Below are 21,823 nucleotides of genomic sequence, written 5' to 3' on the forward strand. Positions count from 1 at the left end.
CGTCCTGAACCCCGATGGTGATCGCTACCGCGCGGTCCTCCGGCTTGAGCGTCGTCTGATTCGACACCGGCACCATGTACACGTCCAGACGCCGGCTCCAGCCGACGCAACACGTCGTCCACCAGTCGCGCGGCGCGCCTGAGCTTGGGGGCGCGCCCGAGCTTGGGGGCGCGCCCGAGCTTGGGGGCGCGTCCGAGTATGGGGGCGCGTCCGAGTATGGGCGGCAGGACTGGGAGCGGACCAACACCCGCGACGAGTGGGTAGACCAGTTACCCACGTCCGACATCACCATCTCAGCGTGGGCCGCAGCATCCCGTGCGAACCGCCGATTCCAGAAGCCCGACCGGGGCAGGACCGGCGGTTCGGCACGCGGGTGGTTCCCGATGGGCCGCGGTGACGGGTTCGGTAGCATCGGCGGGAGCAGGGTGAAGCGTCGGAACGCCCTGCCGGCCGCCCGGGTCCCCATGGCGCTGATGGGAGACAGCCGTGGTGGATCACCGACCGACCTTGATCATGGGAGCCCGCGGGAACATCGGCCGGCTCGTGCTCGAACAGCTACTGGCCGACGGCGTCCCGGTTCGCGCCTCCGCGCGACGGCCGGAACCCGGCTGGTTCGCCGCCGATCTGACCGATCCGGCCAGCCTGCGTCCGGCGTTCGACGGGATGGCGCAGGTGTTCCTGTACGCCACCCACGAGGGCGCCCCCGCTGTCGCCGAGGCGGTGCGTGCCGCCGGGGTGGAACGCGTCGTGCTGATGTCCTCGGGCAGCGTGCTCCACCCGACGTCGGCAGGCAACCCGATCACCGAGAGGCACCGCGAGGCCGAGGCCGCGTTCGCCGCGCAGCCCGGGGTCGAGCTGGTGCCGATCCGGCCGCTGGTGCTCGCCACCAATGCTCTGGGCTGGGCTCATCCGATTCGCGAGGGTGGCGGCCTGCCTCTGTACCGGCCGGACGCCCTCACCGCGCCGATCCATGAGCGCGACGTCGCCGCCGTGGTTAGCGCAGCGCTGACCGGTACGCCCACGCCGGCGATGAGCGGCATGCTCACCGGCCCGGCGCGGCTCACCCAGCGCGAGCAGGTCGCGGCGATCGGCCGCGCGGCGGCCAGGAGGATCCCGGTGATCGAACTATCCAGAGACGCCGCACTGGAACACTTCTCGCGGTTCATGCCGGGCGAGGAGGCCGAGGCGGTGCTGCGGTTCCTCGACGACGCCGCCGCCGGAAACTCGCCCGCCACCTCCACCGTCGAGGAGGCGCTGCGCCGCCCCGCGACCGGGTTCGACCAGTGGGCAGCGGACCACGCGCCCGAGTTCCAGGATGACCAGGCCATGCCGACGACATAGGCGCCCAGCGGTCTTCTCCCGCGCGGTTGACGGCCTACGAGCAGACGCCATCACGCCGCCACCGGCATCCGGCCGGGGCCTCTCGCCTGCCGCCGACCTGACGAGCGTGGCGGGGCCACGCAGCATCTCGCGAGCCGGGCCACACAACCGCGCTGGAGGCAGCGCCGACCTGCACACCCACCGAGACCACAGAGCGCTACGGCTAGGTCAACCGGGCCATCCCCCCAGACAAGCCACCCCGGAACAGCCATCTCCGACCACACACCCCAACCGCAACACCGGACCTATCGCCTCCCTCACCTCACCTCACCTCACCTGTGGTGAAGCCCTGAGTCGACAACATGCCCTGCGCACTTCAGCCCAGGCAGGCCCAACCGGAACGTCCCTCCGTACATAAGCTCGACCGAGTCGCAGCCAGCGACGTGACGCCCTACCTGCACACCTGTACCCGTGCGGGCCCCACCGGAGGAGCCTTCCCTGCATACCCCGCCGCCGCTGGGCCAGATGGGAACAGCTCTTCCTACACACCCCGGACCAAGCCGAACGGGAGGAGAACCACCTTCCTGCACCCCCGATCGAGCCGATCCGGACAGGAGCGGTACTTCCTGCATAGCCGAACCGAGGCGAGCCGGATGAGAAGAGCTTCTACACAACCCGACCAGGGCACCCGGACCGCACCGGTCCTTCTTGCATATCCCAACCGAGGGCAGGCGGGAGCGGAGTACCCCTCCGTACATACCTCGCCCAAGACGGCCCGGACGGAAGCGCCTCTTCATACACACACTTCGACCCGGACGGGCCGGAGGGAAACCGCCTACATGCATATCCCGATTGAGCGACCGAGCTGGAACGGCGCCTTCTGCATACCTGAACCCAGGGAAACCGGGTAGGGAGCGGTCCCTCCTACACATTCCGGACCGTGCCGAGCGGCAGGGGACCCGAGCTCCTACACCCCTCGATCGGTCCGAGCGGAACGGAAACGGCGCCTTCTGCACACGCGAACCCAGGGGAGCAGGGGGAACCAGCCCTCCTTGCATACCTCGCCTCAGACGGGGCGGACGGGAACAGCTCCTCCTACACACCCGGACCCAGACAAAGCCGAAGGGAACCTTCTCCTGCACACTCCGATCGACCGATCCGAACAGGAAGGGCGCCCCCCTGCATACCCGAACCCGAACGAGCAGGATGGCAACAGTCCACCCTGCATACCCCGACTCAGGGTGAGCCAGACGGGGACGGCCCTCCTGCACACCTCGACGCGACAAGCAACCAGCAGCAGTTCTCCCTGCATCGGAGACCCGCACTAATCGAACCAGAGTGACTGTTCCTGCACGCCGGGGCCCCCGCGCCGGCTGAACGAGAGCCGACTTCCTATCTACGTCGACTTCCACCCGTCAGACCAGCACACGCCCACCCACTCCGCCCACGATCGAACCCCACTCACTCACCGCCGCGGAAGCTGCCCCCGCCGCCAACACCAGCCACCCACCACCGACCACCACCGAACCCAGTGACCACCAATCACCGACCACTGAACCCAGCGGCCACCAACAACCGAACCCAGCGGCCACCAACCGACCCCGCACCCTCAAACCCGCAGATGCCCGAACCCTCAAACGCCCAAAACCCTCAAACGCCCAGAAGCCCAGCTCAGCGCACGATCGCCAACATCACGTCCGAAGCCGACGGACGTTCGTCAGGCCGCTTGTTGAGGCAAGCCCCCACAATCCCCCGCAACCCCGGCGGCAACGGCGACAAGTCCGGATGAAAGGTGAGCACCCGGTTGAACACCGCCGGCACCGTGTCCTCCCCGAACGCCGGCCGCCCCGTCGCCGCGAACATGATCGTCACAGCCCAGCTGAACACATCGGAAGCCGGCCCCACGGTCTCACCGGACAGCTGCTCAGGCGACATGTACGGCGGCGTCCCGACCATTTTCCCCGACGTCATCGTCACCTGATCAAGCGCACGAGCGATACCGAAGTCGATCACCCTCGGCCCGTCGTTCCCGATCAGCACGTTGCTCGGCTTGAAGTCACGATGAACCACTCCAGCCTTGTGGATGGCCGCCAACGCCCCGGCTGTGGATAACGCCAGCCGCGTCAGGCTGTCCTCGTCGCGCGGACCGCGCTTCTTGACGAGCTGCTCCAGCGACGGCCCCTCCACGTACTCGCTGACGATGTACGCCTGCTGCCCGGTGATGCTCACGTCGAGCACCCGAGCTGTGGAAAACGTCGCGACCCGCCGCGCCGCCTCCACCTCCCGCGCGAAGCGCGTTCTGGCCGTCTCGTCCACCAGATCATGGAGCACCTTCACGGCGACCCGCGTCCCGTTGGGCGCCACAGCGAGGTAGACCGCGCCCTGCCCGCCCCGCCCGAGCGGTTGCAGCACGCGATAGTGCCCCACCCACTGCGGCTCGGTGCTCGAACGGTGATGCGTGGGCGCGGTCGTCCGTTGCCGCAGGTCGACCGGCGGACGCGACGTCCCGCCATGCCGGGCCTGCGCCATCCCTCCGTGCCGCCCGTGCGCCGTCCCGTCCAACCCTGTGCGCGCGGGCCCTTGCGGCTGCCCGTACGCCGGGCCCTCCAACCGCGCGCGAGCCATGAACGGCACCAGGATCGCCGAGTGGATGAGCCCACCGATCCAGCTGACCAGCAACCCCATCGTCGCCAGCACGGACACCCCCGGCGGCCATTCCTCATAGTTGCTGTACGCCAAGGTCGCGATCGCGAAGGTGCCGATGCCGACCAGGTAGACGGACGCGGCGGCGGCGTGCCAGAAGTTGCGCAGCCAGAACGCGGCGATCCCGATGGTGAACGGAGTCGCCAGACCGCACGTGAACAGGGGCAGGCAGGCCCAAGCAACGGCGGCCGTCCACCTCATGCCACTGGGGCGGATCGGATGGCTGTGTTGCATGGCGGAGAGACTATCGCCATGCCGTGGTTCATATCGGGCATGCGCACAGGTTGTGGATAACCACCCGTCAACCTGTGGACAGCTGTGGAAAAACTGGGGACAACGGCCTCACTCATTCACCTGCGCGGCCAAGTACGTCATGATGTTGAACCATGGCGCGGATTCCGGGAGTCGGACTGGCGAAAGGGTTGTCCATCACCCTTCGCCACATGCTGCGCAAATCCGTCACCCAGCAATATCCCGAGGTCAAGCCCGCCCTCCCGCCCCGCAGCCGAGGCGTCATCGCCCTGGTTGAGGAAAACTGCACCTCTTGCATGCTCTGCGCCCGAGAGTGTCCCGACTGGTGCATCTATATCGATTCCCACAAGGAGACGATCCCGGCCCCCGAGGGCGGCCGCGCCCGCCAGCGCAACGTGCTCGACCGCTTCGCCATCGACTTCTCGCTGTGCATGTACTGCGGCATCTGCATCGAGGTCTGCCCCTTCGACGCGCTCTTCTGGTCCCCGGAGTTCGAGTACGCGGAAGGCGACATCCGCAACCTCCTCCACGAGAAGGACAAACTGGCCGCCTGGACCCAGACCGTTCCTCCACCCCCGGCCCATGACCCCGGCGCCGAACCTCCCAAGGAGCTGACGGCCGCCCTCCGCCGCCCGGCCCGCACCGCCGCGGCAGCAGACCGCCCACCCCGCACCCCGGCCGCCGACCGCCCCGCGCGCACCTCTCCCGCCGACCGGCCGGCCCGCACCGCGGCTTCCGAACGCCCCGCCCGCGCCGCGGCCACGGATCAGCCGGCTCAGGCGCCCGCCGACCGCCCGACCAGGCCTTCGTCCAGCGACGACTCAGCAGGTACGCCGACAGAAGGCCAGGCGACCGACACCCCGAAAGCCGGCACCACAGGACCAGGCGTTCCGGCACCCGGCACCGAGGCAACGGACGTCTCACCCGCCGGACGCTCCCGTACCGCAGACGAACCGGCCACCCCACAGACACGTTCGGACGAGCCGTCCGCTTCAAGCGGACGTCCCCGCCGCTCGATGGCGAACGTACGAGGAATCCGTCCTCCAGGCGCCCTGCCCACCCCTCCCAAGGGCGACGCCCCCACCACGCCCGCGGAAGAGGCCACGCGTCCGTCAGCCAAGACCGGCGAAGACGAGAGCCGGCCCCAGACCGGCGAGAACACGCCATCCAGCCAGACTCAGGCGACCCCCGAGCCTCCATCCGAAGGACCGAGCGAGGCCGAGCCTCCAACCGAGAGCCAGGCTGAGACCGAGCCTTCATCCACAGGCCGGCCGCCTCCAGAAAAGTTGTCCACAGCCTCGGGCGAGGCGCAACCGAGCCCCGATCCCGAGGAGCAGACTTCTGCCGCGAGCCCTCGCCGGCGCAAGATGGCCGATCCACGGTCCATCCGCCCGCCGGGTGGGCTCGGTCCTGGCGAGACAAGGGAGTCCGAGGAGGAGTCGTGACCGAGGCGGTGCCCTCCTACCTGTCACCCACCGGGCAAGAGATCGTCTTCTTGCTCCTGGGCGCGGTAGCGGTTGGATCGGCGCTGCTCGTCGTCACGACCAGACAACTCGTCCACGCCGCCCTCTGGCTGGTGCTCTGCTTCGGCGCGCTGGCGGGCGGCTATCTCGTCCTGACCGCGGAGTTCGTGGCGTGGGTGCAGGTGCTCATCTACGTGGGCGCGGTGGTCGTGCTCATGCTGTTCGGCATCATGCTCACCCGCGCCCCCATCGGCCGCTCCGCCGACCTCGACAGCAACAACAGAGTGGTCTCCGCCGTGGTGGCGCTCGCGACGGCTGCGCTCCTCGTCACGGTGGTGATCGACGGTTTCCGTACGGCCTACGCCCCGCTCACCCCGGGCCCCGGCGCCGCGAAGGAACTGGGCGCCAGCGTGTTCGCCACCTGGGTGCTGCCGTTCGAGGCACTGTCGGTGCTGTTGCTGGCCGCGCTGATCGGCGCCATCGTCCTGTCCCGCACCGACATCCCGGGAGGCTCACCCGACCCGGGCACCGCCCATCTCGCAAATCCTGATACCTCCGGCGGCTCACCAGACGAAACCCGGAGCACCGGATCACCCGACCGGACAGTTGACGGCTCGCCACCCGATCAGACCGGGGGTCATTAGTGCACATCGTCTACCCGGCGGTCGTCTCCGCGCTCCTGTTCTCCATCGGCGTCTACGGCGTGCTCGCCCGTCGCAACACGATCCTCGTGCTGATGTCGGTGGAGCTGATGCTCAACGCGGTCAACCTCAACCTGGTCGCGTTCGACGTGTGGCTGGGCGACCGCCTCCACAGCGGCCAGGTGCTCACCCTCTTCGTCATCGTCATCGCGGCGGCCGAGGTGGGCCTGGGCCTGGCGATCGTGCTGGCCCTCTACCGCAACCGCCGCACCGTCGACATCGACCACCTCCGCGACCTGGCCGAACCCACCGACGAACGTCTCACCCCAGCCCAGGCAGCCGCCCTCCCACCCACCGACGGCCACACGCCGACCTCGCCTCCAACCTCGACCCCGTCTCAAACGCCGGCGCCGCCACGAACCCCGGTTCCGGCCGTGAAGCCCGCCTCAAAACCCCAGCTGACCACCGAGACGGAGGACGCACCGGCCACCGGCGGACCCCCGTCCTCTGAGGATTCCTCTCACCGAACCACCCCCGAGGCAACCGGCGAATCCGAAGCGCCCGTCAAGCGAGGCGGTGGCTCACGATGACGACCTTCCCGCTGCTGGCCATCCTCCTGCCCTTCGTCGCAGCCTTCGCCGGCCTCCTGCTGTCCCGCTGGCCCCACCACGGCGGCCGAACGCCCGCCGCCACACCAGCCACCGCCACGTCAGCCGACGGCACGACGACAACCGGCAAGACAGCCGGCACGATCGCCACGACGACCGCCGCCGGGCTCGGCCAGAAGGACAGGGCAGCAGGCGAACGAGCCAACACCCGAGCCGCCTGGATCGCGATCCTCCCCACCGCGGCCGCGACCATCCTGGCGACCTGGCTGGCCTGGACCCCGGGCCTGTCCTACTTCACCGGCTCCACCACCCCACCCACCGGCGAAACGTACGGCACGATCGTCACCGGAGCCGTCCCGATCTCGCTGACCCTCCAGGCCGACGCCCTGTCCGGAGTCCTCGGCGTCCTGGTGACCGTGGTGGCCCTGGCCGTACAGGTCTACTCGGTCGGCTACCTCAAATCCGACCCCCGCTACCCCTCCTACAGCGCGTTCATCAGCCTGTTCACCAGCGCCATGCTGCTGGTCGTCTACGCGGGCGACCTCCTGGTCCTCTACGTGGGCTGGGAGATCATGGGTCTGTGCTCCTACCTCCTCATCGGCCACTGGTGGGAAGACCGGGGCAATTCGCGCGCCGCGGTGAAGGCGTTCCTCGTGACCCGCCTGGGCGACGTCGGGTTCCTGTTCGGCATCTTCGTCCTGGGCATCGGCGCGGGCAGCTTCCGCATCGCCGACGTACTGGCCAAGGTGCCGGAGATGTCCGCGGCCACGCTGGTGACGGCCACGATGCTGCTGCTGGCGGGGGTGGCGGGCAAGAGCGCGCAGGTGCCGCTGCACACCTGGCTCCCCGACGCGATGGCGGGCCCGACGCCGATCAGCGCCCTGATCCACGCCGCCACCATGGTCGCGGCCGGCATCTTCATCGTGGCCAGGCTCTACCCGGCGTTCCTCGCCGCCCGTCCGACACTCGACGTGCTGGCCGTCGTCGCCGCGCTCGGCATGCTCGGCGCCGCCCTGGCCGCGCTCGCCCAAGACGACCTGAAACGCGTTCTCGCCTACTCCACCGTCAGCCAGCTCGCGTACATGGCGGGCGGCCTGGCCGCCGGCTCCGACACCGCGGCGATCTTCCACCTGCTGACCCACGGCGCGTTCAAGGCGCTGCTGTTCCTGTGCGCGGGCGCGGTGATCCACCACGTCGGCTCCAACCTGATGAGCCAGATGGGCGGCCTGCGCCGCGAGCTGCCGGTCACGTTCGTGACGATGACGATCGGCTTCGCCGCCCTGGTGGGCATCCCGCCGGCCAGCGGCTTCTTCAGCAAGGACGGCTTGCTGCTGGCCATGGACGACGCGCTGACCGGCGGTCCGGTGAGCGGAGGCGGCCTGACCGACGCGGCCGCCCTCCTCCTGTACGGGTGCGCGCTCGCCACCGTGGCCGTGACCGGCGCCTACGCCGCCAGAGCCTGGCTACGCACGTTCTTCGGCGCGGCGAAGGCCGTGGCGCTGCCCGAGCCGGAGCCCGGCACCGCTCACGTCGTGGACGTCAGGGAGGCCCCCCGGACGATGCTCGTGCCGCTCGTCGTCCTCGCCGTCCCCGCCCTGCTGCTGGGCTTCACCGGCGAACCGCATCTCGACCTCGGCGTGGCGGCCATCAGCGTGGTGCTCGCGGCGCTGGGCGCGGGAGCGACATACGCGTTCTGGCGCAGCGACCCCCTCGCCGACCCGGCCCGCCTGCTGGGCCCGCTGCGGGCGCCGTGCGAGCGGGCGTTCTACGTGGACGCCCTGTACGCCGCGCTGTTCGTCCGCCCGGTGCTGGCCCTGGCCAGGTTCGTCGTCAGGACGGACGACGTGGTCGTCGACGGGGCGGTGCGCGGCTCCGGCAGGTCGGCACGCGGGCTCTCGGGCGTGCTGCGCCTGGCCCAGAACGGCAACGTCCAGCTCTACGTCAGCGGCGTCCTGGCCGGCGTCCTGTTGATCGCGGTGGGGGCGGTGGTGCTCACGTGACGACCGGGACGCGACGCGGCACCACGGAGGAAGGGGTGCCCGCATGATGGCCTGGATCCCCGTGGCGCTCCTCGCCGTGCCGCTGCTGGGCGCGCTCCTGCTCCTCCTCGCCCCGCAACTGCTCCGCCCCAGGCTCCGTACGTACGGGCTGATCTTGTCCGGCCTCACGCTGGCGCTGAGCCTGCTGCTGGTCGCCACGTTCGACTACGGCCGGCCCGCGGACGTGCAGTTCGAGCTCGACCAGCCCTGGATCCCCGGCCTCGGCCTGCGCTTCCACCTCGGCATCGACGGCATCTCACTGCCGCTGATCACCCTCACGGCCCTGCTGACGTTCCTGTGCTTCGTCTACCTGTGCTGGGGCAACGCACGGGGGTCCGGCCAACTCCTGACCACCAAGCCGCCCGCGGAAGCCGGGGCGGCCACAGCAGCCGAGCCGATCACAAGAGCCAGACCAAGAGCACTGGTCTTCACCCTGCTCGTCCTCGAAGTAGGCATGATCGGCACCTTCCTCGCCCTCGACCTCCTCCTCTTCTTCGTCTTCTTCGAGATCGTCCTCATCCCGATGTACTTCCTGATCGGCATCTGGGGCGGCGAAGGACGCAGGGCGGCCTCGATCAAGTTCATCCTCTACACGCTGCTCGGCTCGGTCGTCATGCTGCTCGGCCTGCTCCTGATCTGGGCCCAGACCGGCACCCTCGACATCGTGGCGCTGAGCACGTCCCACGGTGCGGGGATGTCCGGGTCCATCCAGATCCTGGCGTTCGTGGCGATCGGCATCGGCCTGGCGGTGAAAACCCCCATGTGGCCACTGCACACCTGGCTCCCCGACGCCCACACCGAGGCTCCCACCGTCGGCTCGGTGCTGCTCGCGGGCGTGCTGCTGAAGATGGGCACGTACGGCTTCGCCAGGATCGCCATCCCCGTCCTGCCCGAGGGCGCGGTCGCGGTGGCGCCGTGGCTGGGCGCCCTGGCCGTGGTCGGCATCGTGTACGGCGCCCTGGCCTGCCTCGCCCAGCGCGACCTGAAACGCATGATCGCCTACTCCTCCGTCGGGCACATGGGGTTCGTCCTGCTCGGCTTCGCCACGCTCACCCCCGTGGGCGTCAACGGCGCCCTCTTCGCCAACGTCGCCCACGGCCTGATCACCGGCCTGCTGTTCTTCCTGGCCGGAGCGATCAAAGAACGCCACCACACCGCCGACATGCCCACCCTGGGCGGCGGCCTGCTGGCGACGCTGCCGCGGCTGGGCGCTCTGCTCACGTTCGCGGCGATCGCCTCGCTCGGGCTGCCGGGCCTGGCCGGGTTCTGGGGGGAGATGCTGGCGCTGTACGGGGCGTTCCAGCCGGGCGCGGGGCTTCCGCGCGGGCTGTTCCTCACGTACATGGTGATCGGCGGGCTGGGCGCGGTCCTGACGGCGGCGTACTTCCTCGTCATGCTCTCGCGTCTCACCCACGGCCGCCCCCAGCCGCCCGCCCGTACGAGCCCGTCCGGGACGAACGTCGTGGGCCCGCCCCCGGAAACCCGCGACGAGCAGCCCGTCGTCCCGCTCGGCGCGCCCGCGCGAACCACCACGACCACCCTCGAACCACCCCCAGCCGACGGCACCATCGAGGACGTCAACCAACACGAACTCCTGGCCTGGACACCTCTGGTGGCCCTGACCCTCCTGTTCGGCCTCTGGCCCGGCCTGCTGCTGTCGCTGACCACGCCGCCCGTCCAAGCCCTGCTGGGAGCCATCTCATGATCCAGCAGATCGACTACTTCGTGATCGCGCCCGCGCTGGCGCTCGCCCTGGCGGCCGGCCTGGTGCTGCTGCTGGACGCGTTCCTGCCGGCCCGCCCGCGCACGCGAACCGGCCTGGGCCTGGTCACGCTCGCAGGCGTCCTGCTCTCCCTGGGCTTCGTGGTCGCCCAGGCGGTCAGTGGCGGCTCGCCGCGCTCGACGTTCTGCGTCCCGCCGAACCTCGCCGAGGGCGAGCAGCTGTGCTCGTACGTCACCGACGGGTTCACCCTGGCCTTCGCCGGACTGATGCTCGTGGCCGCCGTGGTGATCGTGCTGCTGTCGATGACGGAGCTGGCGGGCGGCGCGATCCCCGTCGGCGAGTGGTACTTCCTGCTCCTCTGCACCCTCGTGGGCGCGGTCACCCTGCCCGCCTCCCGCGATCTGATCATGCTCGTGGTGGCGCTCGAACTGGTCTCGCTCCCGGTCTTCGCACTCACCGCGATGAAGCGCTACGACGGCCGCGCGTCTGAGGCCGCCGTGAAGCTCTTCGTCGTGTCGGTCGTCTCGACGGCGGTCATGCTGTTCGGCGTCTCCCTGCTGTACGGCATCTCGGGCACGGTCTTCCTGTCGCGCCTGGCGGCGGTCTTCAGCGGCCAGGCGCCGGCTCCAGGTGTGCTGCCCCCCTCCCAGGAACTGCCCGCCGTCGTCACGGTCGGCGTGGTCCTCGTCGTCGCCGGCTTCGCCTTCAAGATCGCCGCGGTACCGTTCCACTCCTGGGCGGCCGACGTCTACCAGGGCGCCCCCGTACCGGTGGCGGCATTGCTCTCGGTCATCTCGAAAGCGGCCGGTTTCGCCGGACTGATCCTCATCCTGGTCACCGGACTGGCCGGGCAGGCGGCCACGTGGGCCCCCATCGTCGCGATCGTGGCCGCGCTGACCATGACCGCGGGCAACCTGCTCGCCATGCGCCAGCGCTCGGCCGTACGGCTGCTGGCCTGGTCCTCGGTGGCGCAGTCCGGCTACATCCTCGCTCCGCTGGCGCTGGCGGCGACGACCGCCCGCCCCGATCCCGCCCCGGCCGGGGGAGCGATCAGCGCGTCCATCGCCTACCTGGTCATCTACGCCGCCATGAACCTCGGCGCGTTCACCGTCGTCATGCTCGTGTCCAGGTGGTCCGCCCGCAACGAGCTCGACGACTACCGCGGCCTGGTGTTCCGCCGCCCGGCCGCGGGCATCGCGCTCGCGTTCTGCCTGATCTGCCTGGCCGGTCTTCCGCCCGGGCTGGCGGGCCTGTTCGCCAAGGTCTTCGTCTTCCGCGAGATCGTCGGCGGCGGGTACGGCTGGCTGGCCGTGGTCATGGCCGTCAACACGGTGATCGGCCTGTACTACTACGCCATCTGGACGGCCCGCCTCTTCGCCCCCGCCACGACCCCCGCCCCGCGGCGCGCGACGGGCCCGTGGCTGGCCATGGCCATGGGCCTGGCCGTGGCCGCCGCCGTCCTCTTCTCGATCGCCCCCCAACTCGTCCTGGACCTGACCACCTTGTCCCCCTCCGGGTGAAAAATCCCTGCCCCGACCAGCACGGGGCTATGGACAAGTCGCGCTCCGCCCTCGGCTGAGCACAACGGGGAACGAAGGACCGGGTCATCGTCGTTGGACGTATGGACCCGAACCACGAAGGGGGGAACCTTGCACCATAACGGTCTGCGCACCGCCGTTCTGCTCGGCGGGCTGTCGGCGCTGATTGTCGCGGTGGGCGCGTGGTTGGGTGGCGGCACCGGCGCGCAGTTCGCGTTCGTTCTCGCCCTGGTGAGCAACGGTGTCGCCTACTTCTTCTCCGACCGCATCGCCCTGTCGGCCATGCGGGCCAGACCGGTCAGCGAGGTCGAACAGCCCACCCTCTACCGCATCGTCCGCGAGCTCTCCACGGAGGCCCGCCAGCCGATGCCGCGCCTGTACATCTCGCCGACGGTGCAGCCGAACGCGTTCGCGACCGGCCGAAGCCCCCGCCGAGCCGCGGTCTGCGTCACGTACGGACTGACGAAACTGCTCGACGAGGCCGAGCTGCGCGGCGTGATCGGCCACGAGCTGTCCCACGTCTACAACCGCGACATCCTCATCTCCTCCGTCGCCGGCGCGCTGGCCACGATGATCACCTGGCTCAGCTACGTGGCCGTCTTCTTCGGCGGCTCCGACGACGACGAGGGCCCCGGCTTCCTGGGCGCCCTGCTGATGATGCTCCTCGGCCCCGTCGCCGCCACCATGGTGCAGATGGCCATCACCCGCACGAGAGAGTTCCAGGCCGACGAATCGGGCGCCAGACTCACGGGTGACCCGCTCGCGCTGGCCTCCGCCCTCCGCAAGATCGAGCTGGGCGCCCGCCGCCTCCCGCTCCCGGAGAACAGCCGCCTGACCTCGGCCTCCCACATGATGATCGCCAACCCGTTCAGCGGCTCCGGCCTCGCCCGCCTCTTCTCCACCCACCCGCCCACCTCGGAGCGAGTCGCCCGCCTGGAGCGGATGGCCGGCTACCGCCGCTGATCGCCACCGCCGCCGGCCGCCGCGACCCTTTTCAGAATCACCGGCAGATCCTCCGGATGAACGACCTCCTCGGTGGCCTCCAGCTCCGCGACACTCCACCACCGATACCCGGTCGTCGTATCCTTCTCGATCTGCTCCATGTGCTCGAACGACACCGCCCCCGCCCCACCATTCACCCGAATAGCGAAGAAGACCTGATCCTGGGTGAAGGCGTACTCACTCCACTCGAACTCGACCAGCGTTTCGGCATACGGCCCGCTGAACTCCTCCACGGAGGCCCGAATCCCGACCTCCTCGTACAACTCCCGCGCCGCCGCCTCCTGAGGCGTCTCATCGCCTTCCACGGCGCCTCCGATCGTGAACCAGAACCGCCGTTCAGGCTGAGCCGGATCAAAGCCGTGCAGCAGCAGTACGCGGTCGTTCTCGTCAACGGGCAGCACACGAGCCGTGAACCGGCGCAGGGGGATCTTCGTCACGCTTACCGAGCATACGATCGAAACCCACCCAAAAGCAGCACATTACGGCCCCACGAACAGTACCCGGAAGCCCGCGGCATGGGAGAGGACGACAGCCCCGGGACACAGGGGAGGCAGAGAGAAGAAGCCCGCCACGCATCTACACCGATAGATGCCGACATATAACGACGAAGCCCTCTTCACTCCCCGTGCCCCGGATGCGCTCTCCGCGACGCTCGTGCCAGTTCGGAGCCGTACAGCATGCCCTGGCTGGCTAGCGGTAGTTCACGAACTGGAGGGCGATGTCCAGGTCCTTGCCCTTCAACAGCGAGATGACGTCCTGCAGATCGTCCTTCTTCTTGGAGCTCACCCGAAGCTCCTCGCCCTGAATCTGAGCCTTGACCCCCTTCGGCCCTTCATCGCGGATCATCTTGGAGATCTTCTTCGCATGCTCCTGATCGATCCCCTCCTTCAGGGCGACCGCCATGCGGTATTCCTTCCCCGAAAGCTTGGGCTCGCCCGCATCGAGCGTCTTCAGCGAAAGACCCCGCTTGACCACCTTGTCCTTGAACACGTCGAGCGCGGCGTTAGCCCGCTCCTCACTGTTCGCCTTGATCTCGATGTTGTTCTGCCCGGACCACTCGATGCTCGCCCCGGTGCCCTTGAAGTCGAATCGATGTCCGAGCTCCTTGACCGTCTGATTGAGAGCGTTGTCGACCTCCTGGCGGTCGATCTTGCTGACGATGTCGAACGATGAATCGGCCAAAGCGCACATCCTCTCAGCTGCGATGAATTCGGCCCGGCCCCGATACGCCCGGACCCAGCGAACGAGCCTAGCCAGCATCGGCCCCCAGTGCAGGACCCCAACCCACCCCAAGCCCTCCGGCTCCCCGTTTCACCACGATTCGCCCCACCCCCAACCCCCATTCACACCCCCCACAACCACAACATCCCCACCCCCACCCACCCCCTTCCCCAGACACGCCAAGCCTCGAAGCGGCGCGCGCTGGCAACCCGCAAGCCCACGGCCACCCATCCCCCGTGCGCGCCCACCCCCACCGACTCGCCCAACCCCCTCACACCAAATCCATCGCCCCCAGACCTCTCATGCACCGCCACCTCACACGGACCCCCACGACCACCCCGACCCACCCGAACCCGGAGATCAACCGCTGGCCACAACGGATCTCCTCTTGGGACGAAGGCCGCGCGAGAGCCCTCCAACCCCTCCCTCCCCAAGACACGAAGCGATCAGGATCTGGCGCGGGACAAACCGGTGTCACGTGCACCCCCGAAGTCCGCTATTCTTCTGTCTGTCGCCGCGAGAGCGGATGGCACGGCAGGTTGCCCGAGTGGCCAAAGGGAGCGGTCTGTAAAACCGTCGGCTCAGCCTACGCAAGTTCGAACCTTGCACCTGCCACACCAGCGGGAAGAGGCCCGTCACCAGCGGAAACGCGGTGACGGGCCTCTCACGTTGTGTCCGGCCGTCTACGGCTGGAACCGGCGCTCTACGGTTGATCGTTCCCTATACGTTCCCTAGCGATCATGGAGTCGGCGGCGGCACGGGGGATGTGTCTGCGACGACACTGGCCTTCGCAGCGCGTGTGTCTACCGTCAGAAGGAGCGTCAACAGAGCCCTCGCGAAAGGACTCCAGCACGTTGGGACGGCAACGCAGTTACTCCGACAGCACTCTCGCCGCCCTCTACGCGTTGGCGCAGGGCACGTGCTATTGGCCCGACCCTCCATGCGACCAACCAATCGTGAAGATGATTGACGGCATCCCGGAACTCAACGTGGAGAAGGCCCACATCTACGCGGCCAATCCCGGCGGGCCTCGGGAGCATGAAAACCTGACCTCCGAAGAGCTGGATGACTTCCCGAACATCATCCTGCTCTGCCGTCCACACCACCGGAGGATCGACGGGCGTAGGCGAGACCTCTACCCGCCGCAGGTGCTGCATGAGTGGAAGCGCCGGCGGGAGGGCTCGGGTCTGATGGTCCTGGAAGGTCTAGGAAGGATCACTGAGGAGCGGCTTCGCGACATCTTCATCGAGGCCAACGAGGTGCTCGCTGGGCGAATGAAACTCGCGATGGACGAGTTCGCCGCATTCGACGCAGAGGCCGCAGCGCTGCTACGCACCCTCATCGACGAACTGGCAGCAGCTCGGCTGAACGCGGTGGGTCTTGATCCCGACCTCATCACCATGCTGAGCAGTTCTTCTGCCCGCCTCATGAGCCTGGCGGACTATGCCCCCATGCTTGCGCAGGCGAGTCTCGCTCTTCAGCATCTTCCCGACGTGCTACCTGGTCTCGTAGATGCGGCGACAAAGCTTCACAGCTCGGCCGATCTCGTCGATGTGCTGTGCGCAGTGGTGGACGACTTACCCGACGATGACACTGTGGCGGCATTGGTGAAGGCAGCATCCTTCCTACAGAGGCTTCCCGACACCGTCGCCCATCTGCAGGACGTTGTGAACGAATTGCGCTGGGCCCAAGGCAACATGTAGTGGTGTCACCAGGTGTTGGGTAGCCGTAAACTCGCTGGTGTCTACCGGAAGGGCACCCCGCTAGCCCTGCGGGAATGAGCGCGCTATTCGCCGTCATCAACCGGGGTTTAGTCCAGCAGGCGGCGAAGAGTGGGACTGATGCGGTTGACACGCATTCCTACGAGACTTCTTGTCACACTCAGCAGATTCTTGTCCTGCAAGTCGAGCACAAGCTGCTGTACGACCAGCTTAGGGCTGTCGATCCGCTGAGCTAGTTCGGCCACCTCGATGCTTGCGTTCGATCCGTTGACCAGTGCCGCGATGCACCTGCGGTGTGCCTCGTGCACGTCGGGGACGAGGGCCTCTACACCGGCGCCGAAGCCAAATCGGGTGAGCTTCACCGTGAAGACCTGCGGGCCTCGGAATTCAACGTCAAGGTAATCGGCTTCAGCGAGCGCATGCATCGACTCAAGAAGGGCGCCCTCAGATAGCCCAGCCTGCATGATGCGCCCGGCAAGCGCATCCCAATCGAGGATGGGCAAATGTCCCAAGTCGAGAGCCTTGCGGATGATCTCCGACAGTACGAAGGAATCGGCCGAATTCAGGCCTGGAATGTCCGGAGAGGTCGCTACGTACGCTGGGCGAGGTGCAACCGTCGGGCGAAGCGTGCGTCCGTGAATGGTGTCGGCGATCTTTTCGGCAGCCGCTCGCACATCCTCCGCTGAGCGTTCGGCGTTCAGCCAAGCTAGATGCTGGAGCGGGGCAGGCATCTCCACGGTATCCAGTCGAATCGGGATGAGCCGGGTTCCACGCGTGATCCGCTGGACAGTCGCACTGTCGAGCTCTTCACGTACCCATGGTTTGGTGACCGAGTACTCGGAAGTGATCAGGATAACCGCATCCACCCTGGCCAGTCCTTCGTCGAAGAGCCGCTGTACCAGGCTGTCTCCGGGGCGGATCTCCCACTTATCGAGCCAAGGTTGGATACCTAGTCTGGCAAGATTATGGGCGAGCGGTTCGGCGAAGCTGGATTTGTCCTCGCTGGCATGAGAGACAAAAGCGACAGGAACGTCGACGTCATCGTTCTGATCCAACACCTGCCCGATTATGCCGTGCCTCGTATGTCGGCGTAAGGCATCTACCCTGTCGCCTGCCTATGACGGCTCCTAGCTTCGCCGGAATATGGCCGCATCCATAGCGCATGGGTGAGTTGTTGATCACCTCCTTATCCTTGCTGCTTGATCCTGTGGATCTAGTGTGTGGCATCGAAGATGCGGCGCATGGCCTCGCTCTGCTGTCCGTAGATGCATTTGGCGTAGACGCGTAGCAGGACGTCAACGCTGTGGCCTGCCCATTCGGCTACCTGGGGTGCGGGGACGCCGGCGTTGAGCCATGTGGAGACGGCGGCATGGCGCAGGGCGTAGGGGACCTCCATCAGGGGTGACTCGGCCTCCGACGGTGTGAAGGCTGCTGCTCTGGCTGCGTGGAAGACCTTGAGGTAGGCGCGGTCCGTCATAAGGCCGCCGCGGGGGCCGATGAAGATGCGTCCGCCGGGGCCGGCGCCGAACTCCTTGAGGTGCTCGATCAGCATGTTGGACAGCTCGGGGTGGATGGGCACTCGCCGTATCTCGCCTACGGCTCGGTGCTTGAGTTCCCGGCGTTCCCTGACCTTGCCGCTGTTGGTCCAGCGGCTGCCCGAGCGGGGCTCGGCGTTGGTGAGCCGCATCTCTCCCCAGCCGTCCGCAGGAAGGCTGACGAGGTGTTCCTGACGTAGGTCTACGACCTCTTCGGGCCGGAGTGCGGCGAAGTACATGCATCCGAAGAACGCCTTCATGCGTCGGCCTCGCTCGCTGTGGTTCTCCACTGCCTTGAGGAAGCGGCGAGCTTGGCTGATGTTGATGACGACGCGCGGGTCCACCGTCGTAAGGGTGCGCTGCTTGGCCCACTTGACGGCCTTGAGCGGGTTGGACGACAGTTCGCCGATCTCCTGGGCGTACTCCATGGCGTTGTTCAGGACCATGCGCTTGCGGTTGGAGGTGTTCGCGGCGGCGGGCTTTCCTTGCTTGGTCTGGCTGATGCGGGCCAGTACGTGGCGTGTGAGTACGGCTCCTGACCCGTGCTCGGTCAGAGCGGCGAGTGGAGTGGTGTGGCTCTCCAGCCAGCGCACTATGTTCACGAACTCAGGGGGCGGTTCGGTGGTGTCCCTGACGCGGTTGCTGTACGACCAGCGCAGGGCGGCGCGTAGGGCTTCTCTCGGGAACGGGTGCGCATCGGTGAGCAGGGCTTCGGTGGCGTCGGTCAGAGCTTCGGCGATGCCCCGGCGGTGGTTCGGGGACGCGTAGGGCCATTTGGCCTCTACGTATCGCAGGGTGAAGGCGTACCACCTCATGGGTTCCGGCTGCTCGACCTCGCGCTGCCAGGAGGTCGGCCGTCCGGTGGAGACGGAGAACGGTTCGCCGCGACGGGCTGCCGTCATGAGTTCGGCGCGAAAGGCGTCTGCCTGCGCTGCCGTCTTGAAAGTCTCCTTCCAGACTTCGCCGTCCACGTTCCACGAAAGCCGGTAGGAGATGACCGCGCCCTGGGCGTTCTTGCGCTTCTCGATGCTGCGGATGCGCACGTCGTAGGTGATCTCCTGCATCAAGCGGCGTCCTCTCGGTCGGCGAGCCAGCGGTCGAGTTCAGAGCGGCGGATGCGGAGTTCGCGGTTGGCGAGGGTGATGCAGCGTGGTCCCTGCTTCTTGGCGCGCCAGTCGTAGAAGGTGGAGCGGGCGATCTTGAGTTCGGCGCAGACTTCGGCGACGGTGAGCTTTTCGTCGGTGCGGGTGTTTGTCTTCAAGGGCGGTTCCTCGGTCAGGCGGAGCGCAGGGTCGGGTGGACGGCGTAGGCCGGTGATGGGCGGCGGCCGGGACCGGTGCGGGGTGGTTCGGGTTCTCGGCGGATCCAGCCGAGTTGTTCCAGGAGGTCGAGGGCTGGTTCTAGCTCGGTGACCTTGCGGAAGCGGTTGCGGGGTAGGGCGGTGAAGGCTTCGCGTACGGTGAAGCGGGCCGTCCCAGTGCGGTGGAGCCAGGCGTGGACGACGCGGGCGGCTTCGAGGTCGGGGTCGGCGCCCATGGCGTCGAAGGTGGCCAGGGCGTGGGCGGTGAAGTACTGGCCGAGGGTGATGGCGGCGTTGACGGTGTCGGTGGTGATCGGACGGCGGAAGGCGGAGTCCACGTCGGTGGCCAGGTGGATGAGGCCGGCGATGCGCATGACGGCGCCGTCGAACTTGCCGGCCCAGTCGGTGATGTGGCCGAGGTCGCCGGAGTCCGGGCGCAGGCGGCGTTCGGTGGCGCGGCGGTGCTCGGTGAAGACCTCGGCTGCCTCGGTGGTCAGGGTGAGGCGAGCCGGGTCGTGCCACTCGTACATGCCGATGGTGAGGCGTTGCAGGTTGGCGTCGTAGCGGCTCGTGATGTGCTCGGGCACGGGCGCTGAGTCCACGCGCCGGTAGCCGACGTTGGACTTCGGGAGGCTGTAGAGGATGCGCCCGAGCAGGCCCTTGCCGCGGAAGCCGGGCATGGTGGCGATGTCCGAGACGATCTCCGGCTGTACGGCCAGGCCCATGGTCAGGGCGGCGTTGTCGGCGCGTTCGCTGCGGCCTCGGCGGTCGATGATGAGTGGGTCTCCGGCGTGGCCTTTGAGGAACAGGTCGAGGTTGGGCGTGCCGGAGTAACGGCCGGCGAGGGTGGCGAAGATGCCGCCCTCGGCCGAGAGGACGGCCAGGCGTCCGCCCTGTTCGACCAGAAGGCTTGCCGCCGTCTCCGGGGTGATGTCGTCGGCCATGAGGCGCGGCTTGACGGGCACCTTGATGTCTTCCACGGCCAGGGCGGCGCTCTGGGCCTCGGCGATGGCTTCCGGTGCTGCCTCTCCGCGTGCCGTTCCTGCACTTCGTGCTGCCTTCTCAGCGACTTCGACGGCCAGGCGGCGGGCTACTTCGGCCTCGGTGATCTGTGGCGTGATGCGGTCCACCAGGACGTTCTCCGCACGGGTCAGCGGTGCGGTCATGGCGCGGAAGACGGCGGACTTGCGGGAGCCCGGTGGCATGGCGACCAGGACGAACAGGTTGACGGGTTCGATCCAGGAGCCGCGCACGTTGACCACGGCGCGTCCGCCTGCGGCGGTGGACAGGGCGGCCAGGGCGACGCAGCCGGCCAGGTCGGTCGGGGTCTGCGTCTCCTCGGCGACGGCGCTGATGTGGTCGGCGACCCAGGCCGGGAGCGCGTGGACCGGGGAGGGCGGCAGGTCGCCGCGCTGGCCGAGTGGGGCGGGCGCCTCCCAGGGCGTGGGTGGGTGGTGCAGGTCGGTGAGCTGTTGGGTGGCGTTGCAGGTGTTCAGGATGGCCTCAGCGGTGGTGGCGGTGGTCAAGCGGCTGTCCTCCGGGGTCGGCGGTGTCCGCTGTCGAGTCCGGAGCGGATGGTGGTGAAGGCTTCGCGCAGGTCGAGGCCGGTGGCTTCGGCGGCGTTCAGCAGGCACGCCTCGGCGAGGGCGCGCGGGAGTAGGCCGGCGGCGATGAGCTGGCCGAGGGCGAAGGCGGCGAGGTTGAGCATGGTGTTGCGGGTGCCGGGGACGGCGTCCAGGACGCGTTGGATCTCTCCGCGTAGCGCGGCCAGGGCATAGCCGGCGGCTCGGTCTCCGCCGCAGGCGTTCAGCACCGCGCCCGCTGAGCTGACTGACGGCTGGGTGGTGAGGTGGTCGGCGAGCCACGAAGGGAGTGGGGCCGGTGGTGGGTCGTGCAGGACGTCGTAGGAGCCGGTGCCGTCCGGCAGCGTGACGGTGCTGCCGGGGGCGACGACGTAGCCGCCCCGAGCGCGGGTGTCGATCTTCCAGCCGAGCTTTCCTGCGGTGTTACGCAGGTCGCGGTCGGTGGGTGCGGTGAAGTACAGGTGGATGCCGCCGCGCCGGGTGCGGACCATGAACGTCTCCAGCGGCAGCGGCTGGCCTGCCTTCTCGCAGAGCACGGCCAGGACGTCGGAGCCGTCGTTGACGCCGGGCCGGGCCCAGGCGGCGGGCGGGTGCTCGTCGGGTTTGGGGACGTCCAGATCGAGGACGACCAGGTTGGACGGGCCGCAGGCGATGCCGATGTTGAACGGGCCGCGCGTCCACATGTCGTGGATGAGGGCGGGGTCGGTGGTGGCGTGCGTCTCCCATGCGGTGAATCCGGGTAGCGGGCGCTTGTCGTGCGGGGCGAGCGGGAAGACGTGCCAGCCGCGGGCTGCGGCGGCCAGGGCGTAGCGGGTGAGGTCGCGCATGCGGGTCTCCTGGGCGGTCATCAGCGATCGCGGTACAGGCGGCGGACGTGGGTGTAGAGCTGCCAGCCGAGGCGGGGCCGCTTGCCGGTGCCGTCGCAGGCGCGGCAGGTGCGGCTCCTGCGGCTGTCGCGGCAGCGGGTGCAGCGGCCCCAGGGCGACGCGAGGCACACGATGATGTAGCTGAGAGTGACGAACGGTAGGCAGGTGGCGAGAAGGGCGATGGCGTGGTCCATGGGGCCTCCAGGGCCGTTTCCAGGGTTTTCGCAGGTCGGGCTCTAGGCGCTAGAGCCCAGGTAGAACAGGGATTCGGGCTCTAGGGGAGCCTCTAGACCTAGAGGGGTGCGCCT

17 protein-coding genes, 1 tRNA gene and 1 pseudogene are annotated in these 21,823 nt (G+C 68.3%); 10 read left to right on the forward strand and 9 right to left on the reverse strand.

What is annotated here, in order from left to right:
- The first annotated feature begins 486 nt into the window (after positions 1 to 486).
- Positions 487 to 1,341 (forward strand): SDR family oxidoreductase, encoded by an 855-nt coding sequence (locus B0I32_RS32625; RefSeq protein ID WP_146178386.1) that lies wholly within the window; start codon positions 487 to 489, stop codon positions 1,339 to 1,341.
- 1,650 nt (positions 1,342 to 2,991) lie between these two features.
- Here B0I32_RS32625 and B0I32_RS32630 read toward each other — a convergent pair.
- Positions 2,992 to 4,257, reverse strand: coding sequence for a serine/threonine-protein kinase (locus B0I32_RS32630; RefSeq protein ID WP_106246315.1), 1,266 nt, complete (start codon positions 4,255 to 4,257; stop codon positions 2,992 to 2,994).
- A 209-nt stretch (positions 4,258 to 4,466) separates the two neighbouring features.
- Between B0I32_RS32630 and B0I32_RS60210 the strand changes: the two genes are divergently transcribed.
- The 7 genes and pseudogenes from B0I32_RS60210 (at position 4,467) to htpX (ending at position 13,250) form a co-directional block, all read left to right on the forward strand.
- Positions 4,467 to 5,720, forward strand: a complete 1,254-nt coding sequence (locus tag B0I32_RS60210) for a NuoI/complex I 23 kDa subunit family protein (RefSeq protein WP_245956168.1) — start codon at positions 4,467 to 4,469, stop codon at positions 5,718 to 5,720.
- Positions 5,717 to 6,382 carry an NADH-quinone oxidoreductase subunit J family protein gene (locus tag B0I32_RS32640; RefSeq protein ID WP_106246316.1) on the forward strand — a complete coding sequence of 222 codons (666 nt, stop codon included), beginning with the start codon at positions 5,717 to 5,719 and terminating at the stop codon, positions 6,380 to 6,382. Before B0I32_RS60210 ends, B0I32_RS32640 begins: the two co-directional genes overlap by 4 nt.
- A pseudogene (nuoK, locus tag B0I32_RS32645) lies at positions 6,382 to 6,684 on the forward strand (NADH-quinone oxidoreductase subunit NuoK); the annotation flags it as partial. The gene B0I32_RS32640 and the pseudogene nuoK, both read left to right, overlap by 1 nt.
- Before the next feature lie 281 nt (positions 6,685 to 6,965).
- A complete protein-coding gene (locus B0I32_RS32650; protein ID WP_106246318.1) occupies positions 6,966 to 8,987 on the forward strand; it encodes an NADH-quinone oxidoreductase subunit 5 family protein in 2,022 nt (673 codons plus the stop codon).
- Positions 8,988 to 9,033: 46 nt separating this feature from the next.
- On the forward strand, positions 9,034 to 10,731 hold the full coding sequence (locus B0I32_RS32655; RefSeq protein ID WP_106246456.1) for a complex I subunit 4 family protein: 1,698 nt from the start codon (positions 9,034 to 9,036) through the stop codon (positions 10,729 to 10,731).
- On the forward strand, positions 10,728 to 12,269 hold the full coding sequence (locus B0I32_RS32660; protein WP_106246320.1) for an NADH-quinone oxidoreductase subunit N: 1,542 nt from the start codon (positions 10,728 to 10,730) through the stop codon (positions 12,267 to 12,269). The genes B0I32_RS32655 and B0I32_RS32660 overlap by 4 nt, the downstream gene beginning before the upstream one ends.
- Positions 12,270 to 12,398: 129 nt before the next feature.
- Positions 12,399 to 13,250: a zinc metalloprotease HtpX gene (htpX, locus tag B0I32_RS32665; RefSeq protein ID WP_106246322.1), complete on the forward strand. Its 852-nt coding sequence runs from the start codon at positions 12,399 to 12,401 to the stop codon at positions 13,248 to 13,250.
- On the opposite strand, the gene B0I32_RS32670 is transcribed toward htpX, so the two are convergent.
- Together B0I32_RS32670 and B0I32_RS32675 are read right to left on the reverse strand one after the other, a co-directional pair.
- Positions 13,238 to 13,726, reverse strand: a complete 489-nt coding sequence (locus B0I32_RS32670; protein WP_181308002.1) for an NUDIX hydrolase — start codon at positions 13,724 to 13,726, stop codon at positions 13,238 to 13,240. The genes htpX and B0I32_RS32670 overlap by 13 nt on opposite strands.
- A 253-nt stretch (positions 13,727 to 13,979) precedes the next feature.
- A complete protein-coding gene (locus tag B0I32_RS32675; RefSeq protein ID WP_245956169.1) occupies positions 13,980 to 14,471 on the reverse strand; it encodes a YajQ family cyclic di-GMP-binding protein in 492 nt (163 codons plus the stop codon).
- A 572-nt stretch (positions 14,472 to 15,043) separates the two neighbouring features.
- On the opposite strand from B0I32_RS32675, the gene B0I32_RS32680 reads away from it, so the two are divergent.
- Together B0I32_RS32680 and B0I32_RS32685 are read left to right on the forward strand one after the other, a co-directional pair.
- A tRNA-Tyr gene (locus B0I32_RS32680) sits at positions 15,044 to 15,125 on the forward strand.
- Between the two features lie 341 nt (positions 15,126 to 15,466).
- On the forward strand, positions 15,467 to 16,213 hold the full coding sequence (locus tag B0I32_RS32685) for a hypothetical protein (RefSeq protein ID WP_146178387.1): 747 nt from the start codon (positions 15,467 to 15,469) through the stop codon (positions 16,211 to 16,213).
- 107 nt (positions 16,214 to 16,320) lie between these two features.
- Here the strand turns inward: B0I32_RS32685 and B0I32_RS32690 are convergent, their stop codons facing one another.
- The 6 genes from B0I32_RS32690 to B0I32_RS32715 form a co-directional block, all read right to left on the reverse strand.
- Complete coding sequence (locus tag B0I32_RS32690) at positions 16,321 to 17,289, reverse strand: toll/interleukin-1 receptor domain-containing protein (protein ID WP_181308004.1); 969 nt, start codon at positions 17,287 to 17,289, stop codon at positions 16,321 to 16,323.
- A gap of 155 nt (positions 17,290 to 17,444) precedes the next feature.
- Positions 17,445 to 18,830: a tyrosine-type recombinase/integrase gene (locus B0I32_RS32695; protein ID WP_106246331.1), complete on the reverse strand. Its 1,386-nt coding sequence runs from the start codon at positions 18,828 to 18,830 to the stop codon at positions 17,445 to 17,447.
- Positions 18,830 to 19,027, reverse strand: a complete 198-nt coding sequence (locus B0I32_RS32700; protein ID WP_106246333.1) for a helix-turn-helix transcriptional regulator — start codon at positions 19,025 to 19,027, stop codon at positions 18,830 to 18,832. Before B0I32_RS32700 ends, B0I32_RS32695 begins: the two co-directional genes overlap by 1 nt.
- Positions 19,028 to 19,041: 14 nt before the next feature.
- Entirely contained in the window at positions 19,042 to 20,592 is a 1,551-nt protein-coding gene (locus B0I32_RS32705; protein WP_106246334.1) for a YfjI family protein, read from the reverse strand.
- Complete coding sequence (locus B0I32_RS32710) at positions 20,589 to 21,497, reverse strand: bifunctional DNA primase/polymerase (protein ID WP_245956170.1); 909 nt, start codon at positions 21,495 to 21,497, stop codon at positions 20,589 to 20,591. Before B0I32_RS32710 ends, B0I32_RS32705 begins: the two co-directional genes overlap by 4 nt.
- A complete protein-coding gene (locus tag B0I32_RS32715; RefSeq protein ID WP_106246336.1) occupies positions 21,497 to 21,709 on the reverse strand; it encodes a hypothetical protein in 213 nt (70 codons plus the stop codon). Before B0I32_RS32715 ends, B0I32_RS32710 begins: the two co-directional genes overlap by 1 nt.
- Between the last annotated feature and the right edge of the window lie 114 nt (positions 21,710 to 21,823).

This window comes from Nonomuraea fuscirosea (genome assembly GCF_003001935.1).
Lineage (GTDB): Bacteria > Actinomycetota > Actinomycetes > Streptosporangiales > Streptosporangiaceae > Nonomuraea > Nonomuraea fuscirosea.